A 19194-nucleotide genomic window follows, 5' to 3' on the forward strand; every position below is an offset into this window, starting at 1 on the left:
ATAAATTTTATTAAAGATTTTTAAGATGAATGTAGATTATGCTTTATATACGTTCTTTTTTAAGAATAGCAGTAGAGGTGCGATTAATCGTATCTCTACGCTAGTTTTGTAGAAGTCTTGAACCTGTGATAGAAGTAGATAACTGTTATATCGTGGCTTAGAAGTTTTTTCGCACAATTTCTACGGGTTTTTTTAATTCCTCTGGATATTCTCCTTGACGAATAGAGGGATGTAAGGTAGTTAGTTGTATTTCCCATAAGGGTAGTGATGCCATTTTGTAAGGTGTAAAAATGACTTCTTTATTGACAGCAAATACTTTGTTGGGCGTTGGTACAAAGAGCATGTAGGCGTTATCGTAAGCGCGTTGCATGATTTTTAAAACATTTTCGTTGTAACCTGCTTCGCCAACTGTTTGTTTGAACATGTCTTCTATTAGGGCGTTCATGGTGGGGTCATCATACACCGTACTCCAAATATCATTGGTACGTAGGGTGAAAAATGCTGTCCATGGGTGGTAGAAAAACCAGTCGTCATTTCCCCAAATAAGTAAATCCCATGCTTGTGTATTTTTTTCGTCATGTGTTGTGAGGAGTTGTTCAAAAATCGTTGTTTCGGTTTTTGTGGTGGTAAATTCTAGGGTAACGCCCACTTTTTTAAGTTGATATTCAATACCGCGCCAGAGAAACATAAAACGTTCTTGTGTTAGCACTTTTAAGGTCAGTCCATTGAGAACCTTTTTGAGTTGTTCTTGTTTTTCTGGGTCATAGGGGTCTTGTAGGCTGGAAAAAGGTTTTATGGTTTGCATGGCTTCGCGCACACCGGGAAAGGAGGGGGAAATACCAACGGGTGATAATTCACCTTCACCTTCATAGGTAAAATACAGCAGGTTGTATTGGTGTAGGGCTTGGTTGAGTGCTAGACGTACAGCCGTTTCACGTAATTTAGCATTGCCTGTTCGCATGTTGATATGAATGGCATAGTTATCGGTGGCGGGTGAAATAACCAGTTTGCCATAGGGTGAAAGGATTGTTTCCACTTTCTGAGCAAAATCAATGGGGGTAATATCTAGGGCGTTTTCTTTATATAACACATTGTCTTTTGCTGCTTGGCTATTCAATTCGGTATAAATGGTTACTTTCTCAATTTTTGGATAGCGTTTATCCCAATAGAGTGGATTGGCAACCAGTTCAGCAACGGGTGTTTTTCTGTCGCCTTCGATGTAGCCTTTGGTGAGAACGTAAGGGCCTAAACCGTAAGCACCTGCTTCGGCTAAATTGGGACAAGTAGGTTTACCGTTCCAACCAAACTTTTCTAAATAAGTGCGGGTGTAAAATTGAATCCAGATAACATCATTCAGAAAAACGCCATATTTTTCTGTTAGATGAAATCGGACTGTATAGTCGTCAATCTTCTCTGCATAATCAAATACTTTATGAATTTTGCTGTAGGTAAAGGGTTTTTGTTTGAAATATTGCATGTTTAACAGGACCGCATCTGCATTAAATGGTGTACCATCTTGAAAAACAACACCTTGACGTAGGGTAAATTCGTAAACCGTGTCGCTTAATTGATGATAAGCCGTTGCTAAATCAAGTTCCCAACCTTTATCATTGTTTGCAGGACGAAATAATGCACTGTTAATAGCATGGGATACATATAGATAAGGCAGGCTAGGTAGATAAACTTGTAGATGTGAGCCTTTGGCAAGTTGCGGCGCGACACGTTGACTGCTGTCATCAGTACGCATGGACAAGGGCGCGTAATGCGGTATTTTATTTTCTGTGTTTATCTCAGGTTCATCAGTAGCATGGCAGTTGATACTCAATAATAAGATAAAAAGTAGGTAGAGGGTTTTATGATAAAACACGATTTTGCGCTCCATGTAGGTGTATTTTTCTCGTTGGTAGTGCCTGAATAACACGGTTGTCATTATTCATTATTTTCTCGCCTATTTAATTAAAGGAAGTGAATTTTTATGCATTATAACGTTGTTAGTACCACTCACGCGCCACAAGCGATAGGCACTTATTCTCAAGCAATTAAAGTCGGTAATATGGTGTATTTATCAGGACAAATACCACTTGTTCCAGAAACGATGTTGATACACGGCGGTGATATTCGGGAACATATTCATCAGGTCTTTAAAAACTTGCGCGCAGTTGCCCAAGCGGCAGGGGGAGATTTATCTAATCTTGTCAAATTAACGGTTTTTTTAACCGATTTAAATAATTTTCCTCATGTTAACGAGGTGATGGCGGAATATTTTCAAACGCCTTATCCTGCCCGTGCGGTTGTTGGCGTTTCAGCACTTCCGAAAGGTGTTGGCGTTGAAATGGATGCTATTATGGTTTTAACGGAATAAAAAAAGGGTATGAATCTGATAGGATTCATACCCTTAATTTGTTTTACAAACACAATAACTTATTTACTGGGCGTATTACTCAAACTATAAATGTAAGTTGCGAGTAAATGAACTTTTGCCTCACCTAAGAAGTCTAATTGTGCGGGCATTTTACCACGACGACCATAACGAACGGTTTCTTCAATCGTTTGTTCATCACGTCCGTACAACCAAACATTGTCGGTTAAGTTAGGTGCGCCCATTGCCTGTGTGCCTTTACCTTCCATACCATGACACGCCATGCAAATGGTATCAAATTTCTTTTTGCCTTCAGTCGCAACGTCTGCATTATGCGGTAAACCACTTAAGCTACGGACGTATTGCACGACGTTTTTAATGTCTTGTTCATTTAATCCGTTGGTTTTAGCATCAGGCATCATTGCTTGGCGACCATTGGTAATAGTCGCTTGAATGGCTTCGGGTGTACCGCCCCATAACCAATCCGTATCGCGCAAGTTGGGGAAGCCCGGACCACCGCCCGCATCAGACCCATGACAGGCTGTGCAGTAGGTAATAAATAGGCGTTGACCAATTTGTAAAGCATCTTTATTGGCGATTAATTCTGGAATAGGTTGTGTTTTAAACTGCTCATATAACGGACCAAAACGGGTATTTGCCGCATCAACTTCTTGTTCATATTGCTTAACTTCTGTCCAGCCTAAGTAGCCTTTAAAAGAGCCTAAACCGGGAAAGAGAATTAAGTAAATAATGCCGAAGAATAGGGTGATATAAAACATGTTTAACCACCACATGGGCAAAGGATTATTAAATTCTTCTAAATCCCCATCCCACACGTGTCCCATGGTTTTTACATCTTCACCTTTTTGAGGACGTTTGATACCCAGCGACATCCAAATAATGAGGGCAAACAGCATTAAAATGCCCCCTACGGTGGGAACAATAATAAACCATTCCCAAAAATCACTAAAAAACATTTTATTATCAAACATGCCGTTTCTCCTTCACCATCGCTGCTACGGAATCATCATCCTCGATAAGTTGGCGTGCAATCTCGTCAAATTCTTGTTTACGCCGCTTGCTGTACGCCCATGCCACAATGCTTAAAAAAACCACCATGACAACAACAGTCCAAATAGATTGAACTAATGCTAATAAGTTCACGACCTACCTCCGGGTTTGGATTGTTTTGCCCAACCCTTGCAAATAGGAAATGACGGCATCCATTTCAGTTTTGCCTGCTACCGTTTCAGGTGCTTTGGCAATTTCTTCGTCTGTATATGGATGACCATAGGTATTTTTTAGCATTTGCATCCGTTCTTGTACCGTTGCACCGTCCACTGTATTTTCTGCTAACCAAGGATATCCGGGCATGATGGATTCAGGGACAACCATACGAGGATTAAGCAGATGTAAACGATGCCAATCGTCACTGTAACGTCCACCCACACGGTGTAAATCAGGACCTGTGCGTTTAGAACCCCATTGGAAAGGACGGTCATAAACAAACTCGCCAGCTACAGAGTAATGTCCATAACGCTCTGTTTCTGCACGGAAAGGACGAATCATTTGTGAGTGGCACAAATAGCATCCTTCACGAACATAAACATCTCGTCCTGCTAAGGATAAAGCGTCATAAGGCTTTAATCCTTCAACAGGTTGTGTTGTTGATTGCATGTAAAACAACGGTACGATCTGGACTAAACCACCCACACTGACAAAGAGGATGATGAGGATAATCATAAAGCCAATGTTTTTCTCAACTTTTCCATGTGCTGTTGACATTTTGGCATTCTCCTTAATGAGCCAACACTGGGGCGGGAATCATATCATTGGCTTCCACATTTTCAGTGCTTTTACTCGTGACGGTTTTGTAAACGTTGAATGCCATCACTAAGGCACCTAACAGGAAGAAGACACCGCCAACAAAACGAGTTATATAGAAGGGGTGCATAGCAGCAACAGACTCAACAAAGCTATAAGTTAATGTGCCATCAGCATTTGTAGCACGCCACATCAGACCTTGCATAATACCCGCAACCCACATTGCAGAAATGTATAACACGATACCAATGGTAGATATCCAGAAATGCACTTCAACCAGTTTCAGGCTGTATAAAGGACGACCAAATAAGCGAGGAATCATGTAATACAAGCTACCCATACTGACAAACGCAACCCAGCCCAATGCACCAGAATGCACGTGACCAATTGTCCAATCGGTATAGTGAGACAGTGCGTTTACTGTCTTGATAGCCATCATAGGACCTTCAAAAGTGGACATGCCATAGAAAGACAGAGAAACGACGAGGAAACGTAAAATAGGGTCCGTTCGTAATTTATGCCATGCACCTGATAAGGTCATGATACCGTTAATCATACCGCCCCAAGAAGGTGCTAATAAGATTAAGGACATTACCATTCCTAATGACTGTGTCCAATCAGGTAAAGCGGTGTAGTGTAAATGGTGAGGACCTGCCCAAATATAAACGAAAATCAATGCCCAAAAGTGGACAATGGATAAACGATAGGAATAAACAGGACGACCTGCTTGCTTAGGCACAAAATAATACATCATGCCCAAAAAGCCAGCGGTTAAGAAGAAGCCGACAGCATTATGACCATACCACCATTGCACCATCGCATCTTGTACACCCGCGTAAGCTGAATAAGATTTCCAGCCCAAGAAATTAACAGGGACGGCAGCACTGTTGATAATATGTAACATTGCAACGGTAATAATAAAGGAGGCATAGAACCAGTTTGCAACGTAAATATGAGGGACTTTCCGTTTTATAATCGTACCAAAAAACACGACTGCATAAGAAACCCACACGACGGCAATTAAAATATCAATAGGCCATTCTAATTCAGCATATTCCTTACTTTGCGTGATACCAAGCGGTAAAGTAATGGCTGCTAAGACGATAACCGCTTGCCAACCCCAGAAGGTAAATGCGGCTAACTTATCTGAGAATAAACGTGCATGACAGGTGCGTTGAACAACATAGTAAGAGGTTGCAAACAATGCACATCCACCAAAAGCAAAAATAACTGCATTGGTATGTAATGGACGTAAACGACTGAACGTGAGATAAGGAATGTCAAAGTTTAACCAAGGCCATGCTAATTGCGCTGCAATCAACACACCCACGGAAAAGCCCACAATCCCCCAAACCACCGTCATAATAGCGAACTGCTTGATGACTTTGTAGTTGTAGGTCTCTTCTTGACCCACAGCCACATTAGCAGAAAGAGTAGCTTCCGCCATAAATGTCTCCCTATGTAGCAAAATAAAAAATAATGATAATACCAAACCTTTTTTTATTTGATTTAGTCCTCAACTTGATGAAGAACGCTACCAACTAAAAAATAAATGATTAGAATTATCTGTGGTTTTTAACTGAAAAAACTTTGATTTAAGCAACTAGAACAAGTCACCTACAAAAAACCATTACTGGCTGTCTGCTTATTTCTTAAAGATAGGCAAAAGACTTGAAATAAAGGTTTTATTAGTCTGCGATACTCGACTCGAAATCCATCTCCCCGCAAAATCGTGCTAACAAGTACAACATTAAAAAATCAAGACTTCTTCACCCATTGTTTAGGATATCCATCAAAACAAATAAGTGAGTACATGATAATTTTACGGCATACGCATACACAAGCATACTCATAAATTCTATCAGGTCATGAAAACAGCGTTAATTATATTAACCAAATGATTATTGCAGGTGTTTGCTCAATTATTGAGGATAAACAAATCGTCCACAAATCTGTTGCGATACCACAAGACCTATCCCCCTTTGTTTCTCACAATGTATTTTATACTTTTTACGTGTTTTTAAGTATAAAACTTTTTTGGTATCGGTAAAAAAATCCAGTGACAATTAATCCATGTTAATAATTAATTAACTGATAAAATTACTAGGAAATAAAAAGCAAGCTCTCCAATTTATCTCATCAAAGAGTGTTTAATCTGCGTTACCATGAGGGATATTTTAATTTTTCGGTAAATATTGATATTTTTATCTATTAATGCAATAACTGCTAACGTTACAAATATCGTTTTATTATGTTGGTACGGGTAGGCTCTGCTGTGAGTAGAAATCACATGGCAGATAAAATAAACAATGACTGGAAGGAATAATCTGATGAATCTTCATGTTGATATTAATGCGATTGTCTCATTGGTTGCAGGTATTTTAATTTTATTGCAACCAAAGCTACTCAATTATGTAGTGGCTATTTACCTGATTATTGTAGGTGTTATTGGACTGGTAGGACTTAGATAAATAATAGGTAGGTAAAGAGAAAAAATTATCTCTTTACCATTTTATTCAACATCATTGTTAAAAATAAGATTTTCCACAACTAATTAATAGTTTATACAAAAAGCTGCCTTTTTTAAAACGCGAATACTCTATGTATCAGCATTTTAAATCCTTCATCCGTGTTTAATCTGATCAGTCTAACTACCCCAATAATTCCTGAAATAATTGACTCGCCCCATTTTTTAGCAAAGACAAGCAACTATCCCTGCTAAAAACAAAAATTACGCTAAAACATACAAAGATAACTATTATGACTACAGATAGCCCCCCCCTCACCTCCCGCCTTGCTATCAAGGGTATGATGTGCGCCTCTTGCGTTGCAACGGTTGAAAGCATCATTTCACAACAGCAAGGTATTGTATCTACAAATGTTAATTTACTAGCAGGAGAGGCAGAAATCAGCTATGTCCCACAACTTGACCTTGAAAAATTACGCTTAGCTATACAATCACATGGCTATGAAGCAAAAATTATTAAAGCTGAATCGCAAGCCATACGTACAGAACAACAGCTACAAGAACATACACTTGAATACCAAGCCTTAATGCGGAAATTCTGGTTTTCTGCAATTATTGCGATTCCTGTCATGTTTTTTAGTTATCCCGAAATGTTGTTTGGACAACTAGATTGGATACCCGCAATGGGAACGGAAGAACGGCGGTGGTTATGGGGCTTTCTAGGCTTACTCTGTTTACCCGTCATGTTTTGGTCGGGCGCGCATTTCTACACCAGTGCATGGGCCAGTTTTAAACACCGCACGGCGAACATGAACACACTGGTTTCTTTAGGTATTACAGCCGCTTTTCTCTACTCCAGCATAGCCGTATTATTTCCGACATGGTTTCCTCACCATGCAGCAGAAGTATTTTGGGAAGTTATCGCGGTTGTTGTCACACTGGTTTTATTAGGAAATGCCCTAGAAATTAAGGCAAAAGGCAAAACATCAGAAGCCATTCGCAAACTCATAGGGCTACAAGCAAAAACAGCACGAGTGTTGCGCGATGAACAAGAAATAGATATTCCCATTGAAGCCGTACAAGTAGGAGACATCGTTCTGGTGCGCCCCGGTGAAAAAATTCCTGTAGATGGCGTAATTATCTCAGGCAATAGCACCATTGATGAATCCATGCTCACAGGGGAAGCGATGCCTGTTGAAAAACAAAATGGGGACGAAGTGATTGGCGCGACCTTAAATAAAACCGGCAGCTTTCGCTTACGAGCGCGTAAAGTAGGACAAGATACTGTATTAGCAAATATTATTCGCATGGTACAAACTGCACAAAGTTCTAAAGCACCGATACAACGTTTAGTTGATAAAGTTGCCAGCTATTTTGTGCCAACGGTAATGATTTTAGCTGTATTGGCATTTATGGTTTGGTACGTTATAGGGCCTGAACCACGAGTGGTGTATGCCACAATAGCCTTAATCACAACCCTTGTTATTGCCTGCCCTTGCGCATTAGGCTTGGCTACGCCAACCTCTATCACTGTTGGTATTGGCAAAGCAGCAGAATATGGCATTCTCATACGTGCCAGCGATGCCCTACAACAAGTCCAGAAAATCAATACCATCGTCTTTGATAAAACAGGTACGATTACCGCAGGCAAGCCAACCGTCACGGATGTGATTCCCCTACCCACCACAAACAAAGAAAAAATATTATTTTACGCGGCAAGTTTAGAACGCCATTCCGAACATCCTTTAGGAACAGCCATTGTACAAGCGGCACAGGGTATAAACTTTGAAGAAGCAACAGATTTTCTCGCGTTGGCAGGGCATGGAGTACAAGGCAAAATTGCAAATAATGCCGTGTTGTTAGGAAATGCAAAATTACTACAAGACCAACAAATTGACATTACTGCACTCAGCACACAAGCGACACAACTGGCTCAAGCAGGTAAAACTCCTGTATTTCTTGCCGTTGCGGGACAACTGTTAGGAATTATTGCAATTGCCGACCCACTCAAACCCGATTCTGCCCACGCAATTCAAACCTTACAACAAATGGGTTTAAGTGTGGTTATGATGACGGGTGATAATCAACGCACTGCACAGACGATTGCAGAACAAATTGGTATTCATGAAGTACTGGCTGACGTTTTACCTGCGGATAAAGCAAATAAAGTAAAGCAATTACAAGCACAAGGGCGTATTGTTGCGATGGTTGGTGATGGAATCAACGACGCGCCCGCTTTAGCACAAGCAGATGTTGGCATTGCGATAGGAACAGGAACTGATGTGGCGATAGAATCTAGCGATATTACGCTCATTCAAGGCAAACTCACGAGCGTAGCAACTGCGATGCAAATCAGTCGCGCAACTTTGCAAAACATTAAACAGAATCTTGTGGGTGCATTTTTTTACAATGTGTTAGGTATTCCTATTGCGATGGGGGTTTTATATCCGCTGTTTGGTGTTTTGCTGTCACCGATGCTAGCGGGAGCAGCCATGGCAGCGAGTTCTGTTACGGTGGTAACAAATGCAAACCGCTTGCGCTACTTTAAACCTACGGGAGGTGCGGTATGACGGGCGACCGCTGGTTAGTTATTGCGTTAGGATGTGCGGTTATTGCGTGGATTGTGTATTTTTTTTGGGGTAAAAAGTCTAATTAACCTGAGTTCGGGATAAGAAATTCTCGTTCCCACGCTCCAGCGTGGGAATGCCTACCGCGTCGCTCCAGCGGCGAGGACTTTAATCACTTATTTAAGATAAAAACCATTGAGTTAAATCCGCCTCAATGTTTAACCAGCCTAAGCAAACGCGCCGCTAGAGCTACGCAATCTGCATTCCCACGCTGGAGCGTGGGAACGAGATAAACCAATTAAATTTATTAATTTTTCCCTATTTCTTATCCCGAACTCAGGTTAATTAGGATAATTTGGAATATCTCTTCTTAGACGACAAGAAAAATGATGCTTTTCAATTCGGTTAATTCTGAAAATCCTGATTCAGATAGTTTTTAATAACTTGCTCAAAAATAAAGATGAATAGTGGATACCACCGCTCTATGCGATGGTATCCGTGTTACTTTTACAAATACAAAACTATCATAAGGTTAATCTTTGTAGGTCTGGACATTCTGACTTAGATAATTTGCAATTAGGAAAAGTATTTATTAATCATTTTCATTAAGTACAAATTCTGCATATAAATCATGCTCATCTGCATCTATGATGGTCACTTCCCATAAATCACCCGGAATAATGCTTAATTCGTCGTCCTCATCGGGTGAGAGTATGACCATTCCGTCAATCTCGGGCGCATCTGCACTGGTGCGCGCATAAATGCCTTCTGAGGTGACTTCGTCAATCATAACGGTAAGGGTTTGTCCGATTTTGTCTTGCAGTTTATCCGCGCTGATTTCACTTTGCATTGCCATAAAACGGGCGATACGCTCTTCTTTAACTTCATCAGGTACAGGATTGGGCAGGTTGTTTGCGCTTGCCCCTTCCACAGGGGAATAGGTAAATGCGCCTACGCGGTCTAAACGAGCCTCACGGATAAAGTCTAAAAGTTGTTCAAATTCGGCTTCTGTTTCCCCCGGAAAACCGACAATAAAAGTGCTACGTAATGTAATATCTGGACAGATGTTTCGCCATTTTTCAATCCGTTGTAACATATTTTCGGCATCGGCTGGACGGCGCATGGCTTTAAGAATTCGTGGATTACCGTGTTGCAGTGGCACGTCTAAATAGGGTAGCACTAGCCCTTCTGCCATTTGTTCTACAAGGGTGTCAATATGAGGGTAGGGATAAATATAATGTAATCGTACCCAGACACCTAGTGTGCTGAGTGCTTTGGTCAGTTCGTGAATTTGGGTTTTAAGGGGTCTCCCTTGCCAAAAATCCAGTTTATATTTGGTATCTACCCCATAAGCCGCTGTGTCTTGTGAGACGATTAGCAGTTCTTGTACGCCTGCACTGACCAATTTTTCGGCTTCGTCCAGAATATCGCCAATCGGACGGCTGACTAATTTACCGCGCATACTGGGGATGATGCAGAAGCTACAGTGTTGATTGCAACCTTCGGCAATTTTGATGTAGGCGTAGTGACGGGGGGTTAATTTAATTCCACCGGGGGGAACTAAATCCATGTATGGGTCATGTTGGGGCGGTAAAATGGCGTGAATCGAGCTGATAACTTCAGGCAGTGAATTTGGTCCTGTAACGGCTAACACAGCGGGATGCACTTGTTTAACAATGTCTCCTTTTGCACCTAAACACCCTGTGACTATCACGTGCCCATTTTCACTCAGTGCTTCACCAATCACCTCTAGCGATTCTTGTACCGCTTCGTCAATAAAACCACAGGTATTGACAACAACAACATCCGCATCTTCATAGCTAGGTGTGATTAAATACCCTTCGGCGCGAAGTTGCGTCAGAATGCGTTCTGAATCGACGGTAGCTTTAGGACAGCCTAAGGAAATAAAACCAACTTTAGGAATGCTATTAGACATAAAAGACTATAACCTGTTGTGCATTTTTTATAGAATCAAAATAGCGCGTGATATTCGCGCATACCGCTTAAACACATAACGATATTCTGCTTTTTAAATCTTGCCAGAACGTCTTAATTAAGTTACTAAATAAATATTCGCTTATTGAGAATAGGTAGCATAATATTCGTTATGTATGGCAAGATTGCTGCATATACTGCTAGTATTTAATCATAATTATTAGTCACATCATGTCATGTTTAAACGACAAAGATAAACAACAATGCAACGTATTTCACAAAGAGTGATTGGTGTTCCTTACGGTAAAACAAAAGACGAAATTGGACAGTTACTGTTGAGAAACTGGCAAAATGCCATTATTGAACAAACCAAAAACTTACCAAAAATTAAGGGTGTCTGTGTTTTAAAACTCAATTTTCTTTTGCCCGCTGATAAATTTCCAACCCGCTTTCCTTATGGGCCTGATTTAGAAGGTTTAATCGGACGGGTGATGGATTCGTTGAATAGTACCGTATTCAGTGAGGTTGCAGGTGGACATTCTTGTGTGATGTCACTGAATGTAAAGAAAACGAAAGTTTTATCTGATAAAGATGCAGGTGTTTCGATTGAGATTTTAACCCTAGATACGAAAGCAGGTGCGAAAACTTAGCGTGTCCGTTGGCGCACGGCTTCATAGAGACAGACCCCCGTCGCAACGGAAACATTCAAACTTTCAACATGCCCAAACATGGGGATGTTGACTAGTGTGTCGCAAAGTTCTTGGGTTAAACGCCGTAATCCTGTCCCTTCTGCACCCAGCACAATGGCTAATGCACCTGTTAGTTCTGTCGCAAATAGAGATTGTTTGCTTTCTCCAGCCGTGCCAATAATCCACACGCCTTGTTCTTTTAACCAACGCACGGTTGTTGCAAGGTTTGTTACTTGAATCAACGGCACATTTTCTGCCCCGCCCGATGCAACTTTACGTACAACGGGCGATAAGCCGCAGGCTTTATCTTTAGGGACAATAACCGCATGTACACCTGCCGCATCAGCCGTGCGTAAACACGCACCTAAATTATGTGGGTCTTGTACTGTATCTAAAATCAGTAAAAAAGGTGGTGTGTCTAATTGTGCGAGTAATTCTTCTAAATTATCTTGGGTTTGCATAGCTTGTGCTTTGCAACGTGCAATGATGCCCTGATGATTACTTCCTTCATCAACTTGCTTATCTAATGTCTTTTTAGAAACCGTTTGCAAGGTTAATCCTTGTTGCCGTACTTGCGTCAACAAAGCCTCCATGCGGGCATCATGTCTGCCTTCTTGTATCCAAACTTCTAAAATACGGCTTGCATCTGTTTGTAAAACAGCTTGTACCGCATGAATACCAAAAATAATTTCGTGTCGGGATTTTTGCATAAAAAGAGGCAGTGTGAAAAATGGATTTTAAGCATAAAGCATCAAAAGTAAAATTCAAAGTTGCTTTGTGTAAAATGCTAAGAACGCATTCACAACTATCTAGTGATAGCCTATTGAGTGAATGCATTCCGTCACGAATATAGATACATTAAGCAATCATTCTAGTAATATTCCATTCCCTTAAAAAAATTGAACACGAATTTAATGATGCAAACAACTCAACTCTATGTCATCCGACACGGTGAAACATTTTGGAATATCGCAGGCAGAATTCAAGGCACGTTAGAAAGCGGGCTAACGGATATAGGTATTGCCCAAGCGAATGCTTTAGCAACCCATCTTTTAAAGCATCCTTTCCAAACAATTTATAGCAGTGATTTAAGTCGCGCTTATCAAACAGCAAAGTACATTGCTGACCCTAAAGGCTTAGAAGTTGTTATTGATAGTGGATTACAAGAAAGAAATTTCGGAATTTTTCAGGGTCTTACATGGCGTGAATTAGAAGCAAAATACCCTCGTGAGTTACAGGAGTACCGTAACGACCCCGATTTTTTAATCACCGAAGGGGAGAGTACACGACAATTTTACAACCGTTGTGCTGCTATTTTTAATGACATAGCACTCCGTCATTTGGGACAAAAAGTATTGATTGTGACACATGGTGGTGTTGTCAGTAACTTATTACGCTACACCTTGGGCATTCCTTTCAATGTGCCACGCCGTTTTGAAGTCGTTAATACCAGCATGAACATTTTCATGTATAAAGAGAATCACTGGATGCTAGAACGTTGGGGTGATATTCAGCACCTGCAACATTTGCAATCTTTAGACGATAATATCTAAATAATGGCTAATCGCTATCTTCATATTCACCTACCAACCCAATCACTACACCACCTCACCGACACAGGAGAAAGTTGTTTTTCAACCTCAATTTCCAGTGCGCGCAATGGGGCGGGTGAAGTGCGTAACAGCGGCTGTACACCGCGTGGTTGGCTGGTGATTAAAGCAAAAGTGGGGGCTAACTGTGCAATAAACAGCGTTTTTATCGGGCGACGCTTTACAGGAGAAATTTATACCCCTGAATTAGCACAGTTATATCCACAACGCGATTGGATTTTAAGCCGCATACTCTGGTTAGGGGGGTTAGAACCCAATAAAAATCGTTATGGTCAAGTAGATACCCTAAGACGCTTCATTTATATTCATGGCACACCCGATGATAAACCAATGGGCATCGCCGATTCCTGTGGTTGTATTCGAATGCGAAATCATGACATTATCACACTATTTGACCAAGTGAATGTTGGCACACGTGTTTTTGTGGAAGCAGAATGATGGACGACAAAGCCATTGCAGGATTAGAAGCCCTCTTAGCAAAAGGGCAAGATAACGCCTTATTACGTCTTAGTTTGGGTAATGCCTATCTACAAAAACAACAAGTAGAAATTGCATTAATACACTATGCCCAAGCAACACAGCTAGACCCAAGCTATTCAGCAGCGTGGAAAGGATACGGCAAAGCACTTGCGGAAAACCAACAAATTGAAGAAGCCATACAAGCTTACACAACAGGTATTACCGTTGCAGAACAAAAAGGCGACAAACAAACCATGAAAGAAATGCAAGTATTTCTAAAACGCCTACAAAAACTATAAACTTTTGCCGTCTTGCTTTTCATCCACAACCCTAAACCATTTTTTAAGGTAGAAATATGACGCTCAAATTCATGAACGAGGTTTTCTTTTTTCATTTCAACTTACAAGGACAACGGTTTGAAGTGCAGATGGAACGGGAAAGTTTACTAGAAAACTGGTTTTTAACCGTAAAGAATACCGATACAAAAGAAACTCTCGCGAGCTTTATGGGACAAAAAACACTCGTTCCAGACCGACAAACAGCAGAAACCATTTTGCGACAATACGTAAAAGAATAACCTAATAAAAACGAGCAATTCCCATCCAACAAGGGTGGGAATGCCGTAAGGTGTTATAGTTACCCTGAATTGAACCTTATTTTTGTGTTACTTTTAGTTATAAATGTGTTCTCAATATTATTATTGGCGAGAACGTGAAGGTTTCCGTTACCCTGAATTGAACCCTCATTTTGACGACTGATTTTATGCAAGTATTATACCATTAATAATCTATTAGTATCAATATATTACACCATATTTAATTTTTACGCTATAAAATTTATACAAGTTTTTTCAACAACCCACTCTACTGGAGGTAAAAACATGCAAACAATGCTTACTTGGTTGACACTCGCCTGTTTACTATTCGGCACATCCTTTGCTCACGCAGCGGAAACAGAACGTTATGGTAAACAAAAAGTAGTATATCACTTTAATGTTGCTGATTCTAAAGTATATCTTGCTGCATTGCGGAATATCCAAAACCACCTAGATGCCGTAGGCGTTGAAAATGCCGACATTATTGTTGTAATACATGGTGATGGCATTGCAGTTGTACAAGATGCGGTAAAAAATCTTGACTTACAAAATCGCATACTCGGTTTGAAAGCCAATCAGGTGAAATTCCAAATTTGTCAAAAAACCTTAGAAGGACATAAATTAGATTACCAACGAGACTTATTTGACGTACAAAAAGAAGATATTGTTCCTAGCGGAGTCGCAGAAATTGCGCGTTTAGAACAAATGGGTTACGTCTATCTGAGACCCTAAATAACCAACAAGTGGGCAAACATAATAATTTCTTGATGTTACCCACTTAAAGAGGGATAGAGAGAGATTCATCTTGATAAAAGATAAAATCCTCTCTAACCACTCTTTCTCACAACATAAACTATTTATTATCAACACTATATAGCCAATTATACAAACGCGAATTTCCTCACCTGATTTAGCGTCGTTGCAAGCTCACGGTGCAAATCCATTTGTACCTACTTTAAGCAATACATCATAGGAACGCATTCATGCTCGACATCCGCAACCTAAACCAATTTTATGGCGAAAGCCACACCCTTTGGGATGTATCCCTAACTGTTCCAACAGGCTCATGCACCTGCTTAATGGGACGCAACGGCATGGGAAAAACCACCCTACTCAAAACCATGATGGGACTCCTCCCCGCAAAATCAGGCGAAATACTTTTTGAAGGCAACGAATTACGCAAAAAATCCCCCGAAACGCGCGCCCTCTCAGGGATTGGCTACGTCCCACAAGGACGCGAAATATTCCCCCAACTCACCGTCGAAGAAAACCTTAAAATAGGCCTACTCACCCGCCCCGAAACACAAGGCATCATTCCCGACCGCATTTTCGAACTCTTTCCCGTCCTTAAACAAATGCTCAAACGCCGAGGGGGAGACCTATCAGGCGGACAACAACAACAACTCGCCATTGGTCGTGCCCTTGCCTTAAACCCCAAACTACTCGTATTAGACGAACCAACCGAAGGCATACAACCCAACGTTGTTCGTGAAATTGGCGACATCATCCAACACCTCAACCAAACCGAAAAACTCACCGTTCTCCTTGTTGAACAAAAACTCCCTTTCGCCCGTCGTATCGCCCACTACTTCACCCTGCTAGACAAAGGCAAAAGTGTCAGCACAGGCAAAATGGACGAACTAGACGACAAACTCATACAAACCTACTTAACCGTTTAAACCGCCACACATACACAAATGACCGCCACCACCGCTCGCATTCCTACCCACCTCATCACAGGCTTTCTTGGCGCAGGCAAAACCACCGCCATCCTAAACCTCCTTGCCAACCAAACAACAGGAGAAAAATGGGCGGTCTTAGTCAACGAATTTGGAGAAGTCGGCATAGATGGCGCGATATTACAAAATGGAGGCGTTGCGGTGCGTGAAGTGACGGGCGGATGCGTTTGCTGCACGGTTGGCGTAAACATGCAAGTTGCCCTAACACAACTCATAAGAGAAGTTCGTCCCCAACGCCTATTCATTGAACCCACAGGCATTGGCAACCCTGTTAATATACTAAAAATTTTACAAAATGAATGGTTAGAACCCTATTTAGCAGTACAAGCCGTCGTCTGCCTAATTGACCCGCGCCAATTCAACGAAACCCTACTCGACCGCTCCCCTGTTTACTGGGACCAACTCCAATTTGCCGACGTACTAGTCATCAATAAATGCGACTTAGCCAGCCCTGCCGACATAGACCGATTCAACCAATTTGCACAAACCCTACACCCCCCCAAAAGCCTCATCGTTAAAACCGAACAAGCCCAATTAACCCTAGATTGGCTCATACGCCCCCATCACCGCGATATTCCGCTCACTCCTCACGATACACACAATCACATACCACCTCAGACAACAACGCCTATTATCACTTTATTTCCCAAAGAACTACCGCCAACCGATACGTTACGCCGTTATGAAAGCGAAGGCTTTAACCGCGTCGCCTGTGGCTGGATATTTCCTATAAACGACTATTTTTCTGAAGAAAAACTAACAAAACTCTTCAGCCAATTATCTAAACACCCTGCTTTTTCTATGATTGAACGTGCAAAAGGCATTTTTCGGATTACTGAAGCAGAATGGCAATTATTCAATCGTGCAAATACAGGGCTAGAAATGCGTTTATTAACCATGCAACACGACAGCCGTATTGAATTAATCGCCCAAGAAGGAGAAAAACCTGACTGGTTAGTGATTGAGGAGATTTTGCGGGGGTTAAAAAAATAAAACGGTTTTATAGCGATTTTAAAAAATGAGAAATCTTGTTACTTCTGTAATAAAAACACTAGGAAATTCATCTGCTTCTGCATCTCTTTGTCCGCCTTTTTCTACAAAGTTGTGATTATTTAAAACGCAAAAAACGCGATATCCATACATGCCATACCGTTTATCGTCCACATAATTGCCGTTCACAAGGAACGCCATCATTATTGCCATCCATTTGTGTATTAGGGCAATTTCGCAGAAAAAATACTGCTTCTTCACAAGATTTCATTTGAGAACAATGGATTCTCCCATCACAACTATAAGTATTATTTGATTTAGGCTTAGCCCCTGTTTGAAACCCCATATCATCTATCGCTATCGCTTCTTGTTTACGGTGATCGAAGTTATTAAGTAGCATTTTTACGAAAATAACCGCCAAGCCAATATAAATTGCAGTTTTAAGTAGCATTAAAAAGGTTTTTTTCCAAGACGATTTACTACGATTTTTTAGGGTAACACCTTCAATACGCGCATTAATTGCACGTAGTTTGCCATCACGTGTGGTAAACAACTCATAGGAAACAATATCCCCCACCTTTGGGCGACGACTGCTATTTTTCATAGCGGAAACATGCATAAAAACCAATTTGCTACCCACTTCAGGCAAGATAAAACCAAAACCTTTTTCATCATCCCAACGTTGCAATTTTCCTTTAACTAAATTTTCCATGTTTTTTCCTTATTCCAAGTACCTGTGTGGAAACAAGTAGCCATTAAAGTTTATGAGATTAAACCATTTTTATCGATTCTACTCGCGCAAAAATCCCAATTCAAACACCAAAGGCTGCAATTTTTCAGTGAGGATTTTATATGCGGTTTCAAATTCGGCAAAGCTGACGGGTATGAAATCGCCGCTTTCATTGCGTTTTTTCAAGGCATTGCGGATTTGATACTAGCCGACATCGGGGCAATTTAATCTAGTGGACACATGAACACCAATTTTAAAAATATTTACGCGCTCTTCGTCAAAACGAATCAAGCCTTTTTCAATGCCTCGTTCTATTAAACTTAGAGCCTGTCATCAAATAAGAAGGGTTAAAGGTTCAAGCTAAAAGAATCAAGGTAGAAGCCAAATAAACCCCACTTAAGAAATTCCTAGCGCGTTTATCATATCGTGTAGCTATTGCACGATATTGCTTTAATTTACCAAAGAAATGCTCGATTAAATAACGTGCCTTATAAAGAGCTTTATCATAATCAGGTGGATTTAAACGATTTTTCCTGAACGGAATCACAGGTTCTATGCTTTTCTGTTTTAAAACATCTCTAACCCGTTCATCAGCATCATAAGCCTTATCAGCCAATAAAGCGTTTGCCTTTATCTGAGGAATAAGAGCATCAGCCCCTTCAAGGTCGCTTGCCTGTCCCGCAGTCAAAAAAAAAGGGTCGGATTGCCCAGTGCGTCAACAACGGAGTTAATCTTGGTACTTAAACCCCCTGCGCTACGTCCAATGGCTTCATCTGCGCCACCACCACTACTATGTTGATGCGCTCTAACTATTGTGCTGTCTATCATGGCATATTCATTATCGGCATCGGCACTTAGTATCTTGAAAACACGTTCCCAGACACCTTTCTTAGACCAACGACTGAAGCGGGTATGGACGACACGGAAATCACCAAAGCGTTCGGGGAGGTCGCGCCAAGGAATGCCACTGCGATAACGGAATAGAACAGCATCAATAAACAAGCGGTTATCTTTAGCCGTCATCCCGACATGTCCTTTACGCCCAGGGAGTAGCGGTTCTAGTTTTGACCATTGTTCATCGGTTAAGGCATAGCGACGACTCATTGTTTTATCCTTGGCGATATCTGGGTATATACCTATAATATAACACTTTTTACTATTTGATGACACGCCCTATGGTTTCCTTGTCTGATGCTAAAAGAATAATAAAGTGGGTATTTAAGCGGTTAA

The 19194-nt window shown here is 41.0% G+C and carries 21 protein-coding genes; 11 read left to right on the forward strand and 10 right to left on the reverse strand.

Annotated elements, in window-relative coordinates; translation table 11 throughout:
• Window positions 1–157: 157 nt before the first annotated feature.
• Complete coding sequence (locus tag AL038_RS06020; protein WP_236839477.1) at window positions 158–1930, reverse strand: ABC transporter substrate-binding protein; 1773 nt, start codon at window positions 1928–1930, stop codon at window positions 158–160.
• A 45-nt stretch (window positions 1931–1975) separates the two neighbouring features.
• On the opposite strand from AL038_RS06020, the gene AL038_RS06025 reads away from it, so the two are divergent.
• Window positions 1976–2362, forward strand: a complete 387-nt coding sequence (locus tag AL038_RS06025; RefSeq protein WP_062150417.1) for a RidA family protein — start codon at window positions 1976–1978, stop codon at window positions 2360–2362.
• A gap of 59 nt (window positions 2363–2421) precedes the next feature.
• On the opposite strand, the gene ccoP is transcribed toward AL038_RS06025, so the two are convergent.
• Genes ccoP through ccoN form a run of 4 tightly spaced genes read right to left on the reverse strand, consistent with a single transcriptional unit; the run spans window position 2422 to window position 5630 of the window.
• Window positions 2422–3351: a cytochrome-c oxidase, cbb3-type subunit III gene (gene ccoP / locus AL038_RS06030; RefSeq protein WP_062150420.1), complete on the reverse strand. Its 930-nt coding sequence runs from the start codon at window positions 3349–3351 to the stop codon at window positions 2422–2424.
• On the reverse strand, window positions 3344–3523 hold the full coding sequence (locus AL038_RS06035; RefSeq protein WP_062150423.1) for a cbb3-type cytochrome oxidase subunit 3: 180 nt from the start codon (window positions 3521–3523) through the stop codon (window positions 3344–3346). The genes ccoP and AL038_RS06035 overlap by 8 nt, the downstream gene beginning before the upstream one ends.
• 3 nt (window positions 3524–3526) lie before the next feature.
• Entirely contained in the window at window positions 3527–4144 is a 618-nt protein-coding gene (gene ccoO / locus AL038_RS06040; RefSeq protein WP_062150426.1) for a cytochrome-c oxidase, cbb3-type subunit II, read from the reverse strand.
• Between the two features lie 13 nt (window positions 4145–4157).
• Window positions 4158–5630, reverse strand: a complete 1473-nt coding sequence (ccoN, locus tag AL038_RS06045) for a cytochrome-c oxidase, cbb3-type subunit I (protein ID WP_062150429.1) — start codon at window positions 5628–5630, stop codon at window positions 4158–4160.
• Window positions 5631–6513: 883 nt separating this feature from the next.
• On the opposite strand from ccoN, the gene AL038_RS06050 reads away from it, so the two are divergent.
• Together AL038_RS06050 and AL038_RS06055 are read left to right on the forward strand one after the other, a co-directional pair.
• Window positions 6514–6654 (forward strand): DUF3096 domain-containing protein, encoded by a 141-nt coding sequence (locus AL038_RS06050; protein ID WP_083991447.1) that lies wholly within the window; start codon window positions 6514–6516, stop codon window positions 6652–6654.
• Window positions 6655–6943: 289 nt separating this feature from the next.
• The gene (locus AL038_RS06055; protein ID WP_101539222.1) at window positions 6944–9220 is read left to right on the forward strand and encodes a heavy metal translocating P-type ATPase; all 2277 of its coding nucleotides are present in this window, start codon (window positions 6944–6946) and stop codon (window positions 9218–9220) included.
• A gap of 589 nt (window positions 9221–9809) precedes the next feature.
• On the opposite strand, the gene rimO is transcribed toward AL038_RS06055, so the two are convergent.
• Window positions 9810–11153, reverse strand: a complete 1344-nt coding sequence (gene rimO / locus AL038_RS06060) for a 30S ribosomal protein S12 methylthiotransferase RimO (protein ID WP_062150436.1) — start codon at window positions 11151–11153, stop codon at window positions 9810–9812.
• Between the two features lie 262 nt (window positions 11154–11415).
• On the opposite strand from rimO, the gene AL038_RS06065 reads away from it, so the two are divergent.
• Window positions 11416–11802, forward strand: coding sequence for a hypothetical protein (locus AL038_RS06065; RefSeq protein WP_062150439.1), 387 nt, complete (start codon window positions 11416–11418; stop codon window positions 11800–11802).
• On the opposite strand, the gene rlmB is transcribed toward AL038_RS06065, so the two are convergent.
• Window positions 11799–12551 (reverse strand): 23S rRNA (guanosine(2251)-2'-O)-methyltransferase RlmB, encoded by a 753-nt coding sequence (rlmB, locus tag AL038_RS06070; protein ID WP_062150442.1) that lies wholly within the window; start codon window positions 12549–12551, stop codon window positions 11799–11801. The two genes, AL038_RS06065 and rlmB, sit on opposite strands and share 4 nt — an antisense overlap.
• Window positions 12552–12755: 204 nt before the next feature.
• Between rlmB and AL038_RS06075 the strand changes: the two genes are divergently transcribed.
• The 7 genes from AL038_RS06075 (at window position 12756) to AL038_RS06105 (ending at window position 17237) form a co-directional block, all read left to right on the forward strand.
• Entirely contained in the window at window positions 12756–13394 is a 639-nt protein-coding gene (locus AL038_RS06075) for a histidine phosphatase family protein (protein WP_083991448.1), read from the forward strand.
• 3 nt (window positions 13395–13397) lie between these two features.
• Window positions 13398–13889, forward strand: coding sequence for a L,D-transpeptidase family protein (locus tag AL038_RS06080; protein WP_062150448.1), 492 nt, complete (start codon window positions 13398–13400; stop codon window positions 13887–13889).
• Entirely contained in the window at window positions 13886–14209 is a 324-nt protein-coding gene (locus AL038_RS06085) for a tetratricopeptide repeat protein (RefSeq protein ID WP_236839478.1), read from the forward strand. The genes AL038_RS06080 and AL038_RS06085 overlap by 4 nt, the downstream gene beginning before the upstream one ends.
• A gap of 56 nt (window positions 14210–14265) precedes the next feature.
• Window positions 14266–14487 (forward strand): hypothetical protein, encoded by a 222-nt coding sequence (locus AL038_RS06090; RefSeq protein WP_062150455.1) that lies wholly within the window; start codon window positions 14266–14268, stop codon window positions 14485–14487.
• Between the two features lie 303 nt (window positions 14488–14790).
• Window positions 14791–15237 carry a DsrE family protein gene (locus AL038_RS06095; protein ID WP_062150458.1) on the forward strand — a complete coding sequence of 149 codons (447 nt, stop codon included), beginning with the start codon at window positions 14791–14793 and terminating at the stop codon, window positions 15235–15237.
• Between the two features lie 251 nt (window positions 15238–15488).
• The gene (gene urtE, locus AL038_RS06100) at window positions 15489–16184 is read left to right on the forward strand and encodes an urea ABC transporter ATP-binding subunit UrtE (RefSeq protein WP_062150461.1); all 696 of its coding nucleotides are present in this window, start codon (window positions 15489–15491) and stop codon (window positions 16182–16184) included.
• Window positions 16185–16202: 18 nt separating this feature from the next.
• Entirely contained in the window at window positions 16203–17237 is a 1035-nt protein-coding gene (locus tag AL038_RS06105; protein ID WP_062150464.1) for a CobW family GTP-binding protein, read from the forward strand.
• A gap of 18 nt (window positions 17238–17255) precedes the next feature.
• Here the strand turns inward: AL038_RS06105 and AL038_RS06110 are convergent, their stop codons facing one another.
• The 3 genes from AL038_RS06110 to AL038_RS06120 form a co-directional block, all read right to left on the reverse strand.
• The gene (locus AL038_RS06110) at window positions 17256–17423 is read right to left on the reverse strand and encodes a hypothetical protein (protein WP_161575441.1); all 168 of its coding nucleotides are present in this window, start codon (window positions 17421–17423) and stop codon (window positions 17256–17258) included.
• Window positions 17398–17946 (reverse strand): cold shock domain-containing protein, encoded by a 549-nt coding sequence (locus AL038_RS06115; RefSeq protein ID WP_062150467.1) that lies wholly within the window; start codon window positions 17944–17946, stop codon window positions 17398–17400. The genes AL038_RS06110 and AL038_RS06115 overlap by 26 nt, the downstream gene beginning before the upstream one ends.
• Before the next feature lie 373 nt (window positions 17947–18319).
• Window positions 18320–19068, reverse strand: a protein-coding gene (locus AL038_RS06120) for an IS5 family transposase (protein ID WP_101539186.1) whose coding sequence is annotated in 2 segments (ribosomal slippage) — window positions 18320–18654 and window positions 18654–19068 — 750 coding nt in all. Because the reading frame shifts where the segments join, the coding sequence is not laid out codon by codon here.
• Between the last annotated feature and the right edge of the window lie 126 nt (window positions 19069–19194).

Source organism: Beggiatoa leptomitoformis (assembly GCF_001305575.3).
GTDB lineage: Bacteria > Pseudomonadota > Gammaproteobacteria > Beggiatoales > Beggiatoaceae > Beggiatoa > Beggiatoa leptomitoformis.

What these genes read in the sequence shown, in the direction of transcription:
- AL038_RS06020 (WP_236839477.1), bottom strand. Translation starts at nt 1,930, where the DNA reads ATGACAACCGTGTTATTCAGGCACTACCAACGAGAAAAATACACCTAC.
- AL038_RS06115 (WP_062150467.1), bottom strand. Translation starts at nt 17,946, where the DNA reads ATGGAAAATTTAGTTAAAGGAAAATTGCAACGTTGGGATGATGAAAAA.
- urtE (WP_062150461.1), top strand. Translation starts at nt 15,489, where the DNA reads ATGCTCGACATCCGCAACCTAAACCAATTTTATGGCGAAAGCCACACC.
- AL038_RS06075 (WP_083991448.1), top strand. Translation starts at nt 12,756, where the DNA reads ATGATGCAAACAACTCAACTCTATGTCATCCGACACGGTGAAACATTT.
- ccoO (WP_062150426.1), bottom strand. Translation starts at nt 4,144, where the DNA reads ATGTCAACAGCACATGGAAAAGTTGAGAAAAACATTGGCTTTATGATT.
- rlmB (WP_062150442.1), bottom strand. Translation starts at nt 12,551, where the DNA reads ATGCAAAAATCCCGACACGAAATTATTTTTGGTATTCATGCGGTACAA.
- AL038_RS06090 (WP_062150455.1), top strand. Translation starts at nt 14,266, where the DNA reads ATGACGCTCAAATTCATGAACGAGGTTTTCTTTTTTCATTTCAACTTA.
- ccoP (WP_062150420.1), bottom strand. Translation starts at nt 3,351, where the DNA reads ATGTTTGATAATAAAATGTTTTTTAGTGATTTTTGGGAATGGTTTATT.
- AL038_RS06085 (WP_236839478.1), top strand. Translation starts at nt 13,886, where the DNA reads ATGATGGACGACAAAGCCATTGCAGGATTAGAAGCCCTCTTAGCAAAA.
- AL038_RS06080 (WP_062150448.1), top strand. Translation starts at nt 13,398, where the DNA reads ATGGCTAATCGCTATCTTCATATTCACCTACCAACCCAATCACTACAC.
- AL038_RS06105 (WP_062150464.1), top strand. Translation starts at nt 16,203, where the DNA reads ATGACCGCCACCACCGCTCGCATTCCTACCCACCTCATCACAGGCTTT.
- AL038_RS06050 (WP_083991447.1), top strand. Translation starts at nt 6,514, where the DNA reads ATGAATCTTCATGTTGATATTAATGCGATTGTCTCATTGGTTGCAGGT.
- rimO (WP_062150436.1), bottom strand. Translation starts at nt 11,153, where the DNA reads ATGTCTAATAGCATTCCTAAAGTTGGTTTTATTTCCTTAGGCTGTCCT.
- AL038_RS06055 (WP_101539222.1), top strand. Translation starts at nt 6,944, where the DNA reads ATGACTACAGATAGCCCCCCCCTCACCTCCCGCCTTGCTATCAAGGGT.
- AL038_RS06065 (WP_062150439.1), top strand. Translation starts at nt 11,416, where the DNA reads ATGCAACGTATTTCACAAAGAGTGATTGGTGTTCCTTACGGTAAAACA.
- AL038_RS06025 (WP_062150417.1), top strand. Translation starts at nt 1,976, where the DNA reads ATGCATTATAACGTTGTTAGTACCACTCACGCGCCACAAGCGATAGGC.
- AL038_RS06095 (WP_062150458.1), top strand. Translation starts at nt 14,791, where the DNA reads ATGCAAACAATGCTTACTTGGTTGACACTCGCCTGTTTACTATTCGGC.
- ccoN (WP_062150429.1), bottom strand. Translation starts at nt 5,630, where the DNA reads ATGGCGGAAGCTACTCTTTCTGCTAATGTGGCTGTGGGTCAAGAAGAG.